The organism is Propionivibrio sp. (assembly GCF_047602565.1).
GTDB lineage: Bacteria > Pseudomonadota > Gammaproteobacteria > Burkholderiales > Rhodocyclaceae > Propionivibrio.
Window position 1 is genome coordinate 2,432,489 of sequence record NZ_JASGGX010000001.1, and the last position, 15,521, is coordinate 2,448,009.

17 protein-coding genes are annotated in these 15,521 nt (G+C 68.5%); 6 read left to right on the plus strand and 11 right to left on the minus strand.

The features are described from left to right. The first annotated feature begins 27 nt into the window (after positions 1 to 27). Together QM701_RS11405 and QM701_RS11410 are read left to right on the plus strand one after the other, a co-directional pair. On the plus strand, positions 28 to 1,542 hold the full coding sequence (locus QM701_RS11405) for a cobyric acid synthase (RefSeq protein ID WP_415167179.1): 1,515 nt from the start codon (positions 28 to 30) through the stop codon (positions 1,540 to 1,542). Then, entirely contained in the window at positions 1,539 to 1,703 is a 165-nt protein-coding gene (locus tag QM701_RS11410) for a LiaI-LiaF-like domain-containing protein (protein WP_415167180.1), read from the plus strand. Before QM701_RS11405 ends, QM701_RS11410 begins: the two co-directional genes overlap by 4 nt. Positions 1,704 to 1,710: 7 nt before the next feature. On the opposite strand, the gene QM701_RS11415 is transcribed toward QM701_RS11410, so the two are convergent. Continuing rightward, positions 1,711 to 2,160: a universal stress protein gene (locus QM701_RS11415; RefSeq protein WP_415167181.1), complete on the minus strand. Its 450-nt coding sequence runs from the start codon at positions 2,158 to 2,160 to the stop codon at positions 1,711 to 1,713. Positions 2,161 to 2,170: 10 nt separating this feature from the next. Further along, complete coding sequence (gene cobU / locus QM701_RS11420; RefSeq protein ID WP_415167182.1) at positions 2,171 to 2,734, minus strand: bifunctional adenosylcobinamide kinase/adenosylcobinamide-phosphate guanylyltransferase; 564 nt, start codon at positions 2,732 to 2,734, stop codon at positions 2,171 to 2,173. An 86-nt stretch (positions 2,735 to 2,820) separates the two neighbouring features. Between cobU and cobT the strand changes: the two genes are divergently transcribed. From cobT to QM701_RS11440, 4 genes are read left to right on the plus strand one after another with little or no spacing between them, the layout of a single operon-like run. Then, the gene (gene cobT, locus QM701_RS11425; protein ID WP_415167183.1) at positions 2,821 to 3,867 is read left to right on the plus strand and encodes a nicotinate-nucleotide--dimethylbenzimidazole phosphoribosyltransferase; all 1,047 of its coding nucleotides are present in this window, start codon (positions 2,821 to 2,823) and stop codon (positions 3,865 to 3,867) included. 9 nt (positions 3,868 to 3,876) lie between these two features. Then, complete coding sequence (gene cobS, locus QM701_RS11430; RefSeq protein WP_415167184.1) at positions 3,877 to 4,632, plus strand: adenosylcobinamide-GDP ribazoletransferase; 756 nt, start codon at positions 3,877 to 3,879, stop codon at positions 4,630 to 4,632. After that, positions 4,617 to 5,144: a histidine phosphatase family protein gene (locus QM701_RS11435; protein WP_415167185.1), complete on the plus strand. Its 528-nt coding sequence runs from the start codon at positions 4,617 to 4,619 to the stop codon at positions 5,142 to 5,144. Before cobS ends, QM701_RS11435 begins: the two co-directional genes overlap by 16 nt. Then, entirely contained in the window at positions 5,141 to 6,319 is a 1,179-nt protein-coding gene (locus QM701_RS11440; protein WP_415167186.1) for a class I SAM-dependent methyltransferase, read from the plus strand. The genes QM701_RS11435 and QM701_RS11440 overlap by 4 nt, the downstream gene beginning before the upstream one ends. Positions 6,320 to 6,494: 175 nt before the next feature. Here the strand turns inward: QM701_RS11440 and frdD are convergent, their stop codons facing one another. The 9 genes from frdD to gmk all read right to left on the minus strand — a co-directional run bounded on the left by frdD (position 6,495) and on the right by gmk (position 15,139). Continuing rightward, positions 6,495 to 6,860, minus strand: coding sequence for a fumarate reductase subunit FrdD (gene frdD / locus QM701_RS11445; protein WP_415167187.1), 366 nt, complete (start codon positions 6,858 to 6,860; stop codon positions 6,495 to 6,497). Continuing rightward, positions 6,857 to 7,255, minus strand: coding sequence for a fumarate reductase subunit C (locus QM701_RS11450; RefSeq protein ID WP_415167188.1), 399 nt, complete (start codon positions 7,253 to 7,255; stop codon positions 6,857 to 6,859). Before QM701_RS11450 ends, frdD begins: the two co-directional genes overlap by 4 nt. After that, positions 7,252 to 8,004: a succinate dehydrogenase/fumarate reductase iron-sulfur subunit gene (locus QM701_RS11455; protein WP_415167189.1), complete on the minus strand. Its 753-nt coding sequence runs from the start codon at positions 8,002 to 8,004 to the stop codon at positions 7,252 to 7,254. The genes QM701_RS11450 and QM701_RS11455 overlap by 4 nt, the downstream gene beginning before the upstream one ends. Then, positions 7,997 to 9,835, minus strand: a complete 1,839-nt coding sequence (gene frdA, locus QM701_RS11460; RefSeq protein ID WP_415167190.1) for a fumarate reductase (quinol) flavoprotein subunit — start codon at positions 9,833 to 9,835, stop codon at positions 7,997 to 7,999. Before frdA ends, QM701_RS11455 begins: the two co-directional genes overlap by 8 nt. Positions 9,836 to 10,003: 168 nt before the next feature. Further along, positions 10,004 to 10,807, minus strand: coding sequence for a TatD family hydrolase (locus QM701_RS11465; protein WP_415167191.1), 804 nt, complete (start codon positions 10,805 to 10,807; stop codon positions 10,004 to 10,006). A 17-nt stretch (positions 10,808 to 10,824) separates the two neighbouring features. After that, the gene (locus tag QM701_RS11470; RefSeq protein ID WP_415167192.1) at positions 10,825 to 12,072 is read right to left on the minus strand and encodes a D-amino acid dehydrogenase; all 1,248 of its coding nucleotides are present in this window, start codon (positions 12,070 to 12,072) and stop codon (positions 10,825 to 10,827) included. Next, entirely contained in the window at positions 12,069 to 14,282 is a 2,214-nt protein-coding gene (locus tag QM701_RS11475; RefSeq protein WP_415167193.1) for a RelA/SpoT family protein, read from the minus strand. The genes QM701_RS11470 and QM701_RS11475 overlap by 4 nt, the downstream gene beginning before the upstream one ends. A gap of 30 nt (positions 14,283 to 14,312) precedes the next feature. Next, positions 14,313 to 14,519 carry a DNA-directed RNA polymerase subunit omega gene (gene rpoZ / locus QM701_RS11480; RefSeq protein ID WP_415167194.1) on the minus strand — a complete coding sequence of 69 codons (207 nt, stop codon included), beginning with the start codon at positions 14,517 to 14,519 and terminating at the stop codon, positions 14,313 to 14,315. A gap of 11 nt (positions 14,520 to 14,530) precedes the next feature. Next, a complete protein-coding gene (gene gmk, locus QM701_RS11485; RefSeq protein ID WP_415167195.1) occupies positions 14,531 to 15,139 on the minus strand; it encodes a guanylate kinase in 609 nt (202 codons plus the stop codon). Positions 15,140 to 15,521: the final 382 nt, after the last annotated feature.

The following is a 15,521-nucleotide window of genomic DNA, read 5'->3' on the forward strand; positions in this document are numbered from 1 at the left end:
ACGCAGCCGGAAACGAGCGATTTTACGATGAATACACCCGAACCCCACAGCAAAACCCCCTGCCTGATGGTCCAGGGCTGCACCTCCGACGCCGGCAAGTCGGTGTTCGCCGCGGCGCTCTGCCGGATACTGGCCCGGCGCGGCGTGCGCGTCGCGCCGTTCAAGCCGCAGAACATGGCGCTCAACTCGGCGGTCACCGTCGACGGCGGCGAGATCGGCCGCGCCCAGGCGCTGCAGGCGCTGGCCGCGCGCGTGCCGGCGCACATCGATTTCAATCCGATCCTGCTCAAGCCCTCGACCGACAAGCGCGCGCAGGTGATCATCCACGGCAAGGCGCACGCCGATCTCAATGCCCGCGACTACCACGAGTACAAGCCGCGCGCGATGCAGGCCGTGCTCGAATCCTGGGAACGCCTGTGCGCCGCCTACGACTGCATCGTCGTCGAAGGCGCCGGCAGCCCGGCCGAGATCAACCTGCGCGCCCGCGACATCGCCAACATGGGCTTCGCCGAGGTGGTCGACTGCCCGGTGATCCTGATTGCCGACATCGACCGGGGCGGCGTCTTCGCCCACCTCGTCGGCACGCTCGAACTGCTCTCGCCGAGCGAACAGGCGCGGGTCAAGGGCTTCGTCATCAACCGCTTCCGCGGCGACATCGGCCTGCTCGAATCGGGCCTGACCTGGCTGGAGGAGCGCACCGGCAAGCCCGTGCTCGGCGTGCTGCCCTATCTGCACGGCCTCTACCTCGACGCCGAGGACGCAGTGCCCAGGGGCCGCGAGGCGAAGACCGGCGCCAAATTGCAGGCCATCGCGCCGGCCTACCCGCGCATCTCCAACCACAACGACCTCGACCCGCTGCGCTTCCATCCGGACGTCGATTTCCGCTTCGTCGGTCCGTACGAAGCCGTGCCGCCGTGCGACCTGATCGTGCTGCCCGGCTCCAAGGCGGTGCAGGCCGATCTCGACTGGCTGCGCGCGATGGGCTGGGAAACGGCGATCCGCCGGCACCTGCGCTACGGCGGCAAGCTGATCGGCATCTGCGGCGGCCTGCAGATGCTCGGCGCGAAACTCAACGATCCGCTCGGTCTCGAAGGCGCGCCCGGCAGCGCGCCCGGCCTCGGGCTGCTCGACTACGAAACGACGCTGGCGGCGGAAAAGAACCTGGAAAACGTGCGCGGCACGCTGACGCTGCCGGGCACGCCGGCCATCGCCGGCTACCGCATCCACATGGGCGTGACGCACGGCCCGGCGCTGGAACGCCCCGCCACCTGCCTGGCAGGCCGGCCGGAAGGCGCGGTGTCGGAGGACGGCCAAATCCTCGCCACCTACTGCCACGGACTGTTCGACCAGCCTGGGGCGCTCGACGCGCTGCTGGCCTGGGCCGGGCACACGCCCACCGCCAGCTTCGACCCGAACGAGCGCCGCGAGCGCGATCTCGACCGGCTGGCCGACGCCGTCGAGCAGCACCTGGACCTGGCGCGGCTCGCCGCATGGTTGCCGGCGCTCGGCAACGACATCAGCGGAAAGGAGAACCAGCCGTGAAAAGCCGCTTCAACGGAGCCCTGCTCATCATCGCCGGCGGCATCGCGCTGGCCTACAACCTCGGCTACCTGCGCCTCGACCTCATGCACCTGCTGCGCATCTGGTGGCCGCTCATCCTGATCGCCGTCGGCATCGGCTTCTTCTTCTCCTCCAGCCGCTAGGCGCGGCTCAGGAGCGCACGAGCAGCAGCGAGACCGCCGCCTTCCTCGCCAGATGTTCGGCGAGGCTGCCGCCGAACAGGCGTTCGACGCCCTGGCTGCCGTGCGCGCCGACGACGATCAGGTCCGCGCGCCAGTCGGCAGCGGCCCGGGCCAGCAATTCCGGGACATGCTCGGATTCCGAGTCGACCAGCAGAATCTCTGCCTCGACGCCCTGCCCGCGAGCCAGATCAGCTGCCTGTTCGAGGAATTCCCGGGCGCCGCTGCGCAGGGACGCCTCGATCGGGCTGACTCCGTCGGGCAGCGCGACGCGGGCGAATTGCTGCGCCAGGAGGGTGTCGTCCAGGGCATGGCAGAGCGCCAGCTTCGCTTCGAAGCGCCGGGCCGTCTCCACGGCCGTCGCCAGCACCCGGCTTTCCTGATAGTTGCCGTCGATGGCGGCCATGATGCGCTGATACATGACGTCTCCTTCACGGGTTGTCGGGTTGCGGCTTGAGCACCAGCGGCAGCCCGCCGGCCACCAGCGTGACGCGCTCGCACACCGCGGCCACGCGCTGGTTGAGCCGTCCCTGCTCGTCGGCGAACAGGCGCGAGACGGCGGCCATCGGCACGACGCCCCAGCCGACTTCGTTGGACACCAGGATGATCCGGCCCGGCAGTTGCGGCAGCGTCTCGATCAGGGCCTGCACCTCGTCGCGGAACAGCGGGCAGTCCACCGCCTGGCCGGCTTCGGCCTGCCGCGCCGCCGCGCCGGCGAAGAGCAGGTTCGACAGCCACAGCGTCAGGCAGTCGACCAGCAGGCAGACGTCCGGCGCCGCCTGCGCGCGCAGCGCCGCGGCCAGGCCCAGCGGCGATTCGACCAGTCCCCACGACGCTGGCCGGCGCGCCCGATGATGCGCGATGCGCCGCTGCATCTCGCCGTCCAGCGCCTGCGCGGTCGCCACGTAGATCACGCGCAGGCCGCTCTCCGCGGCCCGCCGCTCGGCCAGTGCGCTCTTGCCCGAACGGGCGCCGCCAAAGATCAGTTCTCTCATGCCGCCAAGATTAGCACGAGGGGCGCGGCGTATAATTGCGGCTTCGCGGCGCCCGCCGTCCCACCGCCTCCATTCCGCCACGCCCGATGAACTTCACGATTCCCCCGCTCGACACGGCGCTCGATCAGGCGCTGCAGGACGCCATCGACAACAAGACCAAGCCGCTCGGCTCGCTGGGCGCGCTGGAACGGATCGCGCTGCGCGTCGGACGCATCCAGCGCACGCTGTCGCCCCGCTTCCACCGGCCCACGCTGCTGGTGTTCGCGGCCGATCACGGCGCCGCCAGGGCGGGGTTGTCGGCCTATCCGCAGGACGTCACCTGGCAGATGGTCGAGAACTGCCTGGCCGGCGGCGCCGGGGTCAACGTCTTCGCCCGCCAGGGGGGAATGGCGGTGCAGGTCATCGACGCCGGCGTGGCGCACGAATTCGGGGCGCGGCCCGACCTGATTGACGCCAAGATCGCGCCGGCCGGCACCCGCAGCTACCTTGACGAGCCGGCGATGACCCGCGCGCAATGCGCCGCCGCCATCGAAACCGCGGCGGGGATCGTGCGCCGGCTGGCGGCGGAGGGCTGCAACCTGCTGGCGGTCGGCGAAGTGGGCATCGGCAACACGGCGTCGGCGGCGCTGCTCACGCACGTGTTCACCGGCGCGCCGCTCGCCGATTGCGTCGGGCGCGGCACCGGCCTCGACGACGCGGGCCTGGCGCGCAAGCGCGAGCTGCTGGCGCGGGCCGTGGCGCGCGCCGCGCTGCCGGCAGACGCCGATCCGCTCGACGTGCTGGCGGAATTCGGCGGCTTCGAGATCGCCATGATGGCCGGCGCGCTGCTGGCCGGCGCCGAGCGCCGGATGACGCTGCTCATCGACGGCTTCATCGCCTCCTCCGCGCTGCTCGCCGCCGCGCGCGTCGCGCCGGCGATCCGCGACTACTGCATCTTCGGCCACCGCTCGGCCGAACCCGGCCACCAGGCGCAGATCCGCGACCTCGGCGGCGAACCGCTGCTCGATCTGGGGCTGCGCCTCGGCGAAGGCAGCGGCGCCGCGCTCGCCTACCCGCTGGTCTGCGCCGCGCTGGCCATGCTCAACGAAATGGCCAGCTTCGATGCGGCCGGCGTCAGCAAAAACATCCGCTGAGAGACAACGATGTCCACACGCTCGGAACTGGAGACCTTCCTCGGCGCCGTCCGCTTCTTCACCCGGCTGCCCGTCCCCGGCACGCTCGGACAGGACGCGCCCGCGCTGGCCAAGGCCATGCGCTACTTTCCGGCGATCGGCCTGATCGTGGGCGCGCTGGCGGGCCTGGCCTTCGCCGTCACCACCTTCTTCTGGCCGAAGACGCTCGCCGTGCTGGCGGCCATGGCCACGGCCATGCTGGTCACCGGCGCGCTGCACGAGGACGGCTGGAGCGACACGGTCAACGGCTTCGGCGGCGGCCGGGATCGGGACCGGGTGCTGGCCATCATGCGCGATTCGAACATCGGCAGCTTCGGCGCGGTCGGCCTGGGCATGCTGCTGCTGGTGCGCTTCTTCGCGCTGATCGAGGTCGACATGCTGCTGGTGCCGGTGGCGCTGATCGCCGGGCACGCCGTGTCCCGCCTGTGCTCGACCGGCGTCTTCCACCTGCTCGACTACGCGCGCGCCGACGGCAAGGCCAAGCCGTTCACCGACAAGCTCGGCAAGAACGACCTCGTCTTCGCCGCGGTCACGGCGCTGCTGCCGGTGCTGCTGCTCTCGCCGCTGCAATCGCTGCCCGCCCTGCTGTTCGCCGCCGCCGCGACCGGCTGGCTGTGGCGCCTGTTCAAGCGGCGCCTCGGCGGCTATACCGGCGACTGCCTGGGCGCCGTGCAGCAGCTGGCCGAAGTGGCGTTCTACAGCGGCCTGCTGTGCAAGTTTTCCTGATCCGCCATCCGTCGCCGGTCGTCGAACCCGGCATCTGCTACGGCCGCCTCGACGTGGATTGCCACGCGCCGGAAACCGTCGCGCAGGACTTGCGGCAGCGTCTCCCGGCAGGCATCGCGGTGTATTCGAGCCCGTCGCGGCGCGCGCTGCGGCTGGCGCGGGAGTTGTCCCCGCAAGCGCCGGTGCGCATCGATCCGCGCTTGAGCGAGATCGATTTCGGCGCTTGGGAAGGGCGGCGTTGGGACGCCATCGGGCGCGAGGAAATCGATGCCTGGGCTGCCGACGTCCTCAGCTTCGCCCCGCCCGGCGGTGAATCCGTCGCCGCGCTGCAGGCGCGCGCGCTCGACTTCGCCGCCTCGCTCGCCGGCGACGCCGCCATCGTCACCCACGCGGGCGTCATGCGCGCCCTGGTCGGCCACTGGCGGTGCCTGCCCGTGCGCGAGTGGTCCCGGCTGGAGTTCGCCTTCGGCGAGCTGGTACGCCTGGATGTCCACCAGGGAGCCGCGCCATGACCCGGCCCGCCCTGCCGCTCCCCGGCGACGACGCGCAGCGCGCCAGCGCCGCGCTGGTTGCCCGCATCCGCGACGAGATCGCACGGGCCGGCGGCTGGATCGGCTTCGACCGCTTCATGGAGCTGGCGCTCTACACGCCCGGCCTGGGCTATTACTCGGGCGGCGCCCACAAGTTCGGCGCGGCCGGCGATTTCGTCACCGCGCCCGAACTGGGCCCGATCTTCGCGCAGACCCTCGCCGCTCAGGCGCGGCAGATCATGGCGCTCAGCGCGCCGCGGATCATCGAGGTCGGCGCGGGATCGGGGCGGCTGGCCGCCGACCTGCTGCTCGAACTCGAACTGCGCGGCAGCCTGCCCGACAGTTACCGCATCCTCGACCTGTCCGGCGAGCTGCGCGAGCGCCAGCGGGCGACGCTCGCCACGCGCGCGCCGCACCTGCTCCCGCGCGTCGACTGGCTGGACCGTCTGCCGGAACGCTTCGACGGGCTGGTGCTGGCCAACGAACTGCTGGACGCCATGCCCGTGCACCTGGCGCGCTGGGGCACCGAGGAGGCGCCCGGGGCGATCCTCGAACGCGGCGTCGCCTGGCGGGACGACGCCTTCGCCTGGGACGACCGCCCGGCACAAGGGCGCGTGCTCGAACATGCGCAGGAGATCGCGGCCGAGCACCGACCGCCGGCCGCCTACGTCAGCGAGCTCGGGCTGGCGGCCGCCGACTGGACGGCGGCGTGGGGAAACATCCTCGGCTGCGGCGCGCTGCTGCTCATCGACTACGGATTCCCGCGCCACGAGTTCTATCATCCGCAGCGCAGCGGCGGCACCCTGATGTGCCATTACCGCCACCACGCGCACGGCGATCCCTTTTTCCTGCCGGGGCTGCAGGACATCACCGCCCACGTCAACTTCACCGCGATCGTCGCAGCCGGGCATGCCGCCGGGCTCGATCTGCTCGGCTACACCACCCAGGCGGCCTTCCTGCTCAACAGCGGCATCACGGACATCCTCGCCCGCACGCCGTACGAGAATCACGCGCGCTACCTGCCGCAGGCGCAGGCCGTGCAGAAACTCGTCTCGCCGGCGGAAATGGGCGAGCTGTTCAAGGTGATGGCGCTCGGCAAGGGCATCGGGCAGGCGCTCGCAGGATTCGCCGCCGGCGACCGCAGCGCCTCCCTGTAGCGGCCGGGCGCACGCCACAAAAAAGCAAAAGCCAGGAACCAATGGTTCCTGGCTTTTGCGCATTCGACTCCCCGAAGGCGGACGCGGTGAAGGCCATGGTTTTGGTTTTTGCTGGCCTTCACCGATTCTTTGCCGCCTTACATCCCCCCAAACCCAACTACAAAAACTGCTGCGCTCAGAAACCGAGGCCGAGCAGCACGGCCGCAGCGATCACGGTGCCGATCAGGGCGATCCCGTAGGTGCACAGCTTCGCCACGAAGCCGCCATGGATGCCGATTTCGTGCAGCGAATGGAAGATGCGGTGCGCGGCATGCCACAGGAAGAGCGCGATCACCACGAAGATGAAGCCCTTGCCGATGAAGTTCTGGGCAAAGGCCAGCATCTTCGGGTAGCTCATCGTGCCGGTCGGCAGCAGCAGGCCAAGCGGCACGGCGATCCCGGTGATGAACACCAGCATCGGCCCGAACAGGGCGGCCATCATGCCGCCGGCGCCGAACAGGCCCCAGAAGATGGGGGCATTGGAACGCTTACGATATTTCATGCGGCAATCCTCCAGACAATGGCGAGCAGCGCGATCGCCGCGACGACGGCCGCCGTCCAGCCGGAGCCGACGACGACGCAGGGTTCCACCTTCTTGCCGTTAAGCACGATCGGCGGCATGGTCAGCGGGAAGAGCTTGAACCAGGTGAAGGCGTGGTAGGCGATGGCCACCAGCAGGGCCAGATGGAAAACGATCGCCAGCGGGCTCTTCATGGCTTCCAGCCAGCCGTTCCACATGGCCTCGCCCTGGCCCAGACGAACCAGGCCGACGAGCAGGGTGATGGCGTAGGCGGCGACGAAGAGCGCGGTGCCCTCGTGAACCATGTACTCGACGTAGAAGGGATTCTTCTTCCACCATCCGTCCATCGAACGGACATAAGGACGACGCTTGCTCACTTGGCACCCCCTTTCGGCGACAGGAAGCGCAGGAAGTAATCCTTCGCTGCATTGATTTTATTGACGTTCACCGCGTTGCCCGGATCGACGTGCTTCGGACACACTTCCGAACAGTAGCCGACGGCGCTGCAGTTGTAGACGCCTTCCTCGGAAGCGACCAGTTCCATCCGCTGCGCCTGGCCGCCGTCGCGCGAGTCCATGTTGTAGCGGTGCAGCAGGGCCATGGCGCCCGGACCGATGAAGTCGGGGTTGAGGCCGAACTGCGGGCAGGCCGCGTAGCACAGCGTGCAGTTGATGCAGGAAGTGAACTGGATGTACTGCGCGAACTGCTCGGGCGACTGGATGTACTCGCCCTGCTCGACGGTGCGCGGCTCCTTCGGGATGATGTACGGCTGGATCGCTTCCAGCTTCTCGATGAAGCCCGAGAGATCGACGACCAGGTCCTTCTCGATCGGGAAATTGGCCAGCGCCTCGACGGTGATGCGGTTCGGGTAGTAGTCGCGGATGAAGGTCTCGCAGGAGAGCTTCGGGATGCCGTTGATCATCATGCCGCAGCTGCCGCAGATGGCCATCCGGCAGGACCAGCGGAAGGTCAGCGAACCGTCGAAGTTGTCCTTGATGTACTGCGCGCCCTGCAGCACCGACATGTCGTCGGTGAAGGGCACCTTGTAAACCTCCGAGTGCGGCGCCTGATCCGATTCCGGAAGGTAGCGCAACACCTCGATTTCAATGACTTTTTGCTCAGACATGGGATTCTTTCCTTTCCTGGTCTGCTTTTTCGCCGGCGGCGCCGTAGACGCGGGCGGCCGGGGGGGACTTGGTGATCTTCACGTCGCCGTAGTCGATGCGCGGCGCGCTGCCCGGCACGTAGTAGGCATCCGAATGCTTCAGGAAGTTGACGTCGTCGCGCTGGGTGTAGGCGCCGTCCGGGCCGTCCAGGCGCTGGTGGGCGCCGCGCGATTCCTTGCGGTTGACCGCCGAATGCGCCATCGACTGCGCCACGTCGAGCTGGTAGTCGAGCTCGATGGCGTACAGCCAGTCGGTGTTCCACACGCTGCTCTTGTCGTCGAGGTTGATGTTCTTGAAGCGCTCGCGCAGTTCGCCCAGCTTGTCGCAGGTCGCCTGCATCGTTTCCTCGACGCGGTAGATGCCGCAGCCGTCTTCCATGGTCTTGACCATTTCCTTGCGGATCGTCGACATGCGTTCCGTGCCGCCGGTCTTGGTCTTCAGCGCCATGACGCGCTGTTCGGCCGCCTGCGCCTGCTTGAGCAGGCTGGCGGAATTGCCCGGTGCCATGGACTTGGCGCGGGCCGCCGCTTCGTCGCCGGCCTTCTTGCCGAAGACCAGCAGCTCGGTCAGCGAGTTCGAGCCCAGGCGGTTGGCGCCGTGGATGCCGACGCTGGCGCATTCACCGATGGCGTACAGGCCCGGCAGCGAGGTCTCGCAGTTGCCGTTGACCCGGACGCCGCCCATCGTGTAGTGCACGCCCGGACGCACCGGGATCGGTTCCTTGGCCGGGTCGATGCCCATGAAGGTCTCGGCCATTTCGTAGATCAGCGGCAGGCGCTCGTGCAGGTAGGCTTCGCCGAGGTGGCGCAGGTCGAGGTGCACGACCGAGCCGAGCACCGGATGCTCGATGGTGCGGCCCTTCTGCTGCTCGTACCAGAATGCCTGGCTGAGGCGGTCGCGCGGGCCGAGCTCCATGTACTTGTTCTTCGGCTTGTCCTGCAGCGGGCCGAGGCCGTAGTCCTGCAGGTAGCGGTAGCCGTCCTTGTTGACCAGGTAGCCGCCTTCGCCGCGGCAGGCTTCGGTGAATAGCAGGCCGGTGATCGGCATGCAGGTCGGGTGGTACTGCACGAACTCCATGTCGCGCAGCGCCACGCCGTGGCGGAAGGCCAGCGCCATGCCGTCGCCGGTGACGATGCCGCCCAGCGTGCTCTCGCGGAACACGCGGCCCGCGCCGCCGGTGGCGAGGATGACCGACTTGCCTTCGATCATGGTGAATTCGCCGGTGGCCATCTCGATGGCCACGACGCCCTGGCAGCGGCCGTCCTCTTCGAGCAGGTCGACGCAGAAATACTCGTCGAAGCGCTTGATCGACGGATACTTGATCGACGTCTGGAACAGCGTGTGCAGGATGTGGAAGCCGGACTTGTCGGCCGCGAACCAGGTGCGCTGGATCTTCATGCCGCCGAACGGGCGCACGTTGACGTGGCCATCGGCCGTGCGGCTCCACGGGCAGCCCCAGTGTTCGAGGCGGGTCAGCTCGATCGGCGCCTGGTGGACGAAGTACTCGACGACGTCCTGCTCGCACAGCCAGTCGCCGCCGCCGACAGTGTCGTGGAAGTGATAGTCGAAGCTGTCGTCGGGACGCTTGACGCCCGCCGCGCCGCCTTCGGCCGCCACGGTATGGCTGCGCATCGGATAGACCTTCGAGACCAACGCGATCTTCAGCGATGGATCGGATTCGGCGACTGCGATGGCTGCACGCAGACCGGCTCCGCCCCCCCCCACGATAACTACATCTGCCTTATAGATTTCCACGCCCAATCCTTTCTCGCTCAACGCGAACTTTGCCACGACCCGGGCAATTGACTCCGCCGGAAAGGTGCCGGCGGCGCTTGATGCCTGAAACGGGCGAAATTATGGCGTTTTTTCCACAGGGCGGCAACTTTGCGGGCGTTCGCGCGGTCCCATACGGCTCGCCCGCAGAGGCATTTTCGGCCGGATGCGGACGCCGGACGGCGCTCAGCGGGTCTCCGCGTTGGCGTCCGCCATCGGCAGGCGCAGCAGGGAAACGGCGTTGCCAGTGGTGAAACGCTCCACTTCGGCGCGCTCGACGCCGCGCAAGTCGGCGAGCACGCCGGCGATGCGCGGCAGCTCGGCAGGCGCGTTGCGGCCGCCGGCGAGCCAGACCGGCGGGATGTCCGGCGCATCGGTTTCCAGCACGATGGCTTCCGGCGGCAGCGCAGCCGCCAGCGCGCGGATGCGCGTGGCGCGCGGAAAGGTCATCGCGCCGCCGAAGCCGAGCCGGAAGCCGAGGTCCAGGAAGGCGTCGGCCTGCTGGCGGCTGCCGTTGAAGGCGTGGGCGATGCCGCCGCGCACGCCGGTCCGGCGCAGGCACTTGAGCACGGCGTTTACCGACCGGCGCACGTGCAGCAGGACGGGCAGGCCGAAATCGCGGGCAATCTTCAACTGCTCGATGAAGAACCGCTCCTGCCGCGCCGCGTCGAACCCCGGCACGTAGAAATCCAGGCCGATCTCGCCGACCGCGACCGGCGGATGCGATCCGGCCAGCTCCCTTTCCAGGCAGGCCCGCAGGGCGTCGAGCGCCGTTTCGTCGAGCGCCCCCAGGAAGAGCGGGTGCGTGCCGTACGCCGGATGGCAGCCGGCTTGGCGTTCGCAGCAGGCGCGCACGGCGGCGAAATTCCCCGGCGCCACCGCCGGCACGACGATCGCCGCGACCCCGGCCGCCCTCGCCGCCGCCATCACCGCATCGCGGTCCCCGGCGAATTCCGCCGCGTCGAGATGGCAGTGGGTATCGACCAGCACGCGCGCGGCGCCTTCGCTCAGAAACCCCGCAGGGCGACTGCCGGCTGCCGGCCGCTGACGAGGTCGGCGAGCACCCGGCCCGAGCCGCAGGCCATGGTCCAGCCGAGCGTGCCGTGGCCGGTGTTGAGATACAGGTTGGGTAGCTTCGCCGGGCCGATGAAGGGCACGTTCGACGGCGTCGCCGGGCGCAGGCCGCACCAGAATTCCGGTTCGCCGGCCGGGCGCAGTTCGGGAAACAACTGGTGTGTGCGCGTGATCAGCGCCCGGCAGCGCACCTCGTTGAGCTGGGTGTTGTAGCCGTTGAATTCGGCGGTGCCGGCGACGCGCAGACGCTGGCCCAGCCGGGAGAAGACGATCTTGCGGCCGTCGTCGGTCATGGCCACGGTCGGCGCGACGCTGTCGGCGGAGAGCGGAATCGTCGCCGAATAGCCCTTGGCCGGATACACCGGCAGGCGCACGCCGAGCGGCCGCAGCAGGAACGGGCTGTAGCTGCCGAGCGCGACGACGTAGGCGTCGGCGCGCAGCGTCTCGCCGCCCGCCGGGGAGCGCACGGCGACGCCGTCGATACGCCCGGCCGACGCCAGCAGCCGCTCGACCGTCGTGTCGAAACGGAAATCGACGCCACGCGCGCGGCACAAGCCGGCGAGGTTCTGGGTGAACACCCGGGCGTCGCCCGACTCGTCGGCGGCGGTGTAGTCGCCGCCGACCAGGATCGGGCGCGAGGCGCGCAGCGCCGGTTCGATCTCGACGCACTGGTCGGCGTCGACCGGGTAGCGCTCACAGCCGAATTCGCGCATCACCTTCGCCGCCCCGATCGCCGCCTCGAATTCCCGGGCATCGGTATAGACGTGCAGGATGCCGCGCACCAGATGGTCGTAGCGGATGCCCGTCTCCTCGCGCAGGCGGCCCAGCTCGTCGCGGCTGTACAGGGCGAGGCGCACGATGTCGCGGATGTTGTCGCGCGTGCGTCCCGGCGTGCATTCGCGCAGGAAGCGCCAGCTCCAGTCGAACAGCGCCGGGTCCGGACGCAGGCGGAAGAGCAGCGGCGCATCCTCGCGCCCCATCCAGGACAGGGCGCGCAGCGGCGCGTGCGGGTTGGACCACGGCTCGGCGTGGGACACCGAGATCTGGCCGCCGTTGGCGAAACTCGTTTCCAGGCCCGCGTCGGGCTGCCGGTCGACGACGGTCACGTGATGCCCTGCTTTGGAGAGATACCAGGCACTGCTGACGCCGACCACGCCGGCGCCAAGGATCAACACTTTCAAGACGACTCCTGTTCACGCACGATGCGCACGACGTCGGGGATGCGCCGCAGGCTGCGCATCAGCGAGGCCAGATGCGTGCGCCCCGAGACCTGGACCAGGAAATGGATGTCGGTGAACAGCCCCGGCTTCTTCCGGTCCATGGCCACATAATCGATGTTGACGCCCGATTCGGCGATGCTGGTGGCGATGCGGCCGAGCACGCCGAGCACGTTCTTGGCCGTCACCTTGATGCGCACGTCGAAGAACTGGCCGGGAGCCGGTTCCCATTCCACGTGTATCCAGTTCTGCGGCTCGGTGCTGTGCGCGGTGCGCACCGCCGGGCAAGCGTGGGTGTGGATGCGCAGGCCCTGGTCCTTGCGCAGGAGCCCGATGATCGGATCGCCAGGGATCGGCTGGCAGCACGGCGCCAGCTGGATGGCCACGCCCTCGGTCCCGCGGATGAGCAGCGGCGCGGCCGCCTTGGTCGGATGCTGGGGCACTTCGCCGTGCTCGGTGAGGCGGTGCGCGACGACCGCGGCGAGGCTGCGCCCCATGCCCACGTCCGAATAGAGGTCCCGCCGGGTCTTGCCGCCGGATTCGTGGATCACGCGCTCCCACACCGCCGCCGGCACTTCGGCGGGCGTCACGCCGAGCGCCTGCAGTTCCTGGCCGAGCATCTTCTCGCCCAGCGACGTCGCGCTGTCCTGCTGGATGCCGCGCAGGAACTGGCGGATGCGGCTGCGTGCGCGGCTGGTCTTGACGTAGCCGAGCCAGGCCGGGTTCGGGTTGGCGTAGGGCGCCGTGATGATCTCGACCTGGTTGCCATTGGTCAGCTCGGCGGACAGCGGGATCAGTTCGTGGTCGATGCGCGCGGCGACGCAGCGGTGGCCGATGTCGGTGTGCACCGCGTAGGCGAAGTCGATGACCGTGGCGCCGCGCGGCAGCGCCAGGATCTTGCCTTTGGGCGTGAACACGTACACCTCGTCGGGAAACAGGTCGACCTTGACGTGCTCCAGGAACTCGGACGAATCGCCCGTCGCGCTCTGCAGTTCGAGTAGCGACTGCAGCCAGGTGTGCATCTTGTTCTGCAGGTCGGCGCCGCTCTCCTCGCTGTCCTTGTACAGCCAGTGCGAGGCGATGCCCTCCTCGGCCAGATGGTGCATCGCCTGCGTGCGGATCTGGATCTCGATCGGCGTGCCGTACGGGCCGATCAGCGTGGTGTGCAGCGACTGGTAGCCGTTGACCTTGGGAATCGCGATGTAATCCTTGAACTTCCCCGGCACCGGCTTGAAGCGCGAATGCAGCGCGCCCAGCGCCAGGTAGCAGGTGGCGATGTCCTTGACGATGATGCGGAAGCCGTAGATGTCGAGCACCTGCGAGAAACTCAGATGCTTGTCGACCATCTTGCGGTAGATCGAATACAGGCTCTTTTCGCGGCCGAACACGCCGGCCTCGATGTGCGCCTCGGCCAGCTTGCCGTGGATGCCTTCGAGGATCTTGGTCAGCAGTTCGCGGCGATTGCCGCGCGCCGCCTTGACCGCCTTGGACAGCACCCGGAAGCGCATCGGATGGATGTGCCTGAACGACAAATCCTGCAGTTGCCGGGAAATGTTGTTGAGCCCCAGCCGGGTGGCGATCGGCGCGTAGATCTCCAGCGTCTCGTGGGCGATCCGCCGGCGCTTTTCCGGGCGGATCGGCGCCATCGTCTGCAGATTGTGGCGGCGGTCGGCCAGCTTGATCAGCACGATGCGCAGATCGCGCGCCATGGCCATCAGCATCTTGCGGAAGTTCTCGGCCTGCGCGTCCTGGTAGGACTGGAACTCGATCTTGTCCAGCTTGGACAGCCCGTTGACCAGGTCGGCGACCTGCTTGCCGAAGCGCTCGGTGATCTGCGCCTTGCTGACCGCCGTGTCCTCCATCACGTCATGCAGCAGCGCGGCGACGATGGCCTGCGCGTCCATGCGCCATTCGGCCAGGGCGCCAGCCACGGCGAGCGGATGCGTGATGTAGGGTTCGCCCGACAGGCGCGTCTGCCCCTGGTGCGCCTCGTCGCCGAAGCGGTAGGCGGCGCAGACCAGTTCGATCTCTTCGGGCTTGAGGTAGCTTAGGGTGTCGATGAAGACCCGGTAGGCCGGGTCCTCGTATTCATACGCGACGACCGGCCGCTCCGCTGGCGGAGGACCGGAATCGTCCTTGGGATGGGAAAAATCGGCCGGGGCGCTGTAATTCACGATCGGTCACCACGCAGCCTTTCCGGAACGTCAGGCGTGGCCGCGATTGAGCACTTCCAGGCCGTACATCTCCTGCGCCAGTTCGCGCAGGGCGATCACCGTCGGTTTGTCGCGGTTGGCCTCGACCATCGGCGAGGCGCCGGCGGTGATCTGGCGGGCGCGGTAGGTGGCCGCCAGGGTCATCTGGAAGCGGTTGGGAATGCATTGCAGACAATCGTTTACGGTAACTCGTGCCATGGTCGTCCTATTCAGAGCAGTGATGCGAACAGCGAGGCGTGCCGCTGCCGCTGGTTTGCGTAGCGCAGCCGCGCGGCCCCGACGATCGCCTGGAGGTCGCCGGCCGCCTGCTGCAGGCCGTCGTTGATGATAACATAGTCAAACTCATCCACATGCCGCATCTCGTCCCGCGCCGCGGCGATCCGGCGCGCGATCACATCCGCCGGATCGGTGCCCCGCCCGGACAGGCGGGCCTGCAGGATCGCCATCGAGGGCGGCAGGACGAAGACGCCTATCGCCTGCGGAAACGCCTTGCGCACCTGCTGCGCGCCCTGCCAGTCGATCTCCAGCAGCACGTCCCGGCCCGCGGCCATTTCCGCTTCGATCCACCGCTTCGAGGTGCCGTAGTAGTTGCCGTGCACCTCCGCCCACTCCAAGAACTCGTTCCGGCCGATCTTTTCCAGGAAGGCGGGCACGTCGACGAAGTGGTATTCGCGGCCGTTTTCCTCGCCGGGGCGCGGCAACCGCGTCGTGTGTGAGATTGACACTCCGATCTGCGGATCGTTCTCCAGCAGGAGGCGAACCAGGGTCGTCTTGCCCGCGCCGGAAGGCGCCGCCACGATAAACAGGTTTCCAGCCATTGCCCTTTGCCCAGTCTTGGCACGAATAGCCGCCGATTGTACTCGTTCCGGCCACCTCGCTGGCGCTGTCGATACGCGGCCACCGCCGGGTGGAGGCGCAGATGGCGGCGATGGAGAAGGAATTCGAGCAGACGATACGGGACTGACGCGGTACCCCATTTCAGTGCATTGCGCGCGCAGGAACGTCCATTAAAGGGCGTTCCCGCGCTGCTCCGGCGCGCGGGCGCGACGCCGCTTCCCCGCCGTGCCGCGCCGTGTCCCGCCGTTCCGAAACCCCCGGGGCATTGCCGTGCCGGATGGCCGTTGGCATGAACAATGCTAGACCCAGGGCAAGCCTCGTCGCGCCTTTTCTTCGCCGGCGGCAGGCATCGATGCACGAATC

Bases quoted from the DNA above. Each gene is read 5' to 3' on its own strand.
- QM701_RS11405 (WP_415167179.1), top strand. From the start codon at position 28: ATGAATACACCCGAACCCCACAGCAAAACCCCCTGCCTGATGGTCCAG.
- rpoZ (WP_415167194.1), bottom strand. From the start codon at position 14,519: ATGGCACGAGTTACCGTAAACGATTGTCTGCAATGCATTCCCAACCGC.
- frdD (WP_415167187.1), bottom strand. From the start codon at position 6,860: ATGAAATATCGTAAGCGTTCCAATGCCCCCATCTTCTGGGGCCTGTTC.
- cobT (WP_415167183.1), top strand. From the start codon at position 2,821: ATGAACTTCACGATTCCCCCGCTCGACACGGCGCTCGATCAGGCGCTG.
- gmk (WP_415167195.1), bottom strand. From the start codon at position 15,139: ATGGCTGGAAACCTGTTTATCGTGGCGGCGCCTTCCGGCGCGGGCAAG.
- QM701_RS11415 (WP_415167181.1), bottom strand. From the start codon at position 2,160: ATGTATCAGCGCATCATGGCCGCCATCGACGGCAACTATCAGGAAAGC.
- cobU (WP_415167182.1), bottom strand. From the start codon at position 2,734: ATGAGAGAACTGATCTTTGGCGGCGCCCGTTCGGGCAAGAGCGCACTG.
- cobS (WP_415167184.1), top strand. From the start codon at position 3,877: ATGTCCACACGCTCGGAACTGGAGACCTTCCTCGGCGCCGTCCGCTTC.
- QM701_RS11455 (WP_415167189.1), bottom strand. From the start codon at position 8,004: ATGTCTGAGCAAAAAGTCATTGAAATCGAGGTGTTGCGCTACCTTCCG.
- QM701_RS11440 (WP_415167186.1), top strand. From the start codon at position 5,141: ATGACCCGGCCCGCCCTGCCGCTCCCCGGCGACGACGCGCAGCGCGCC.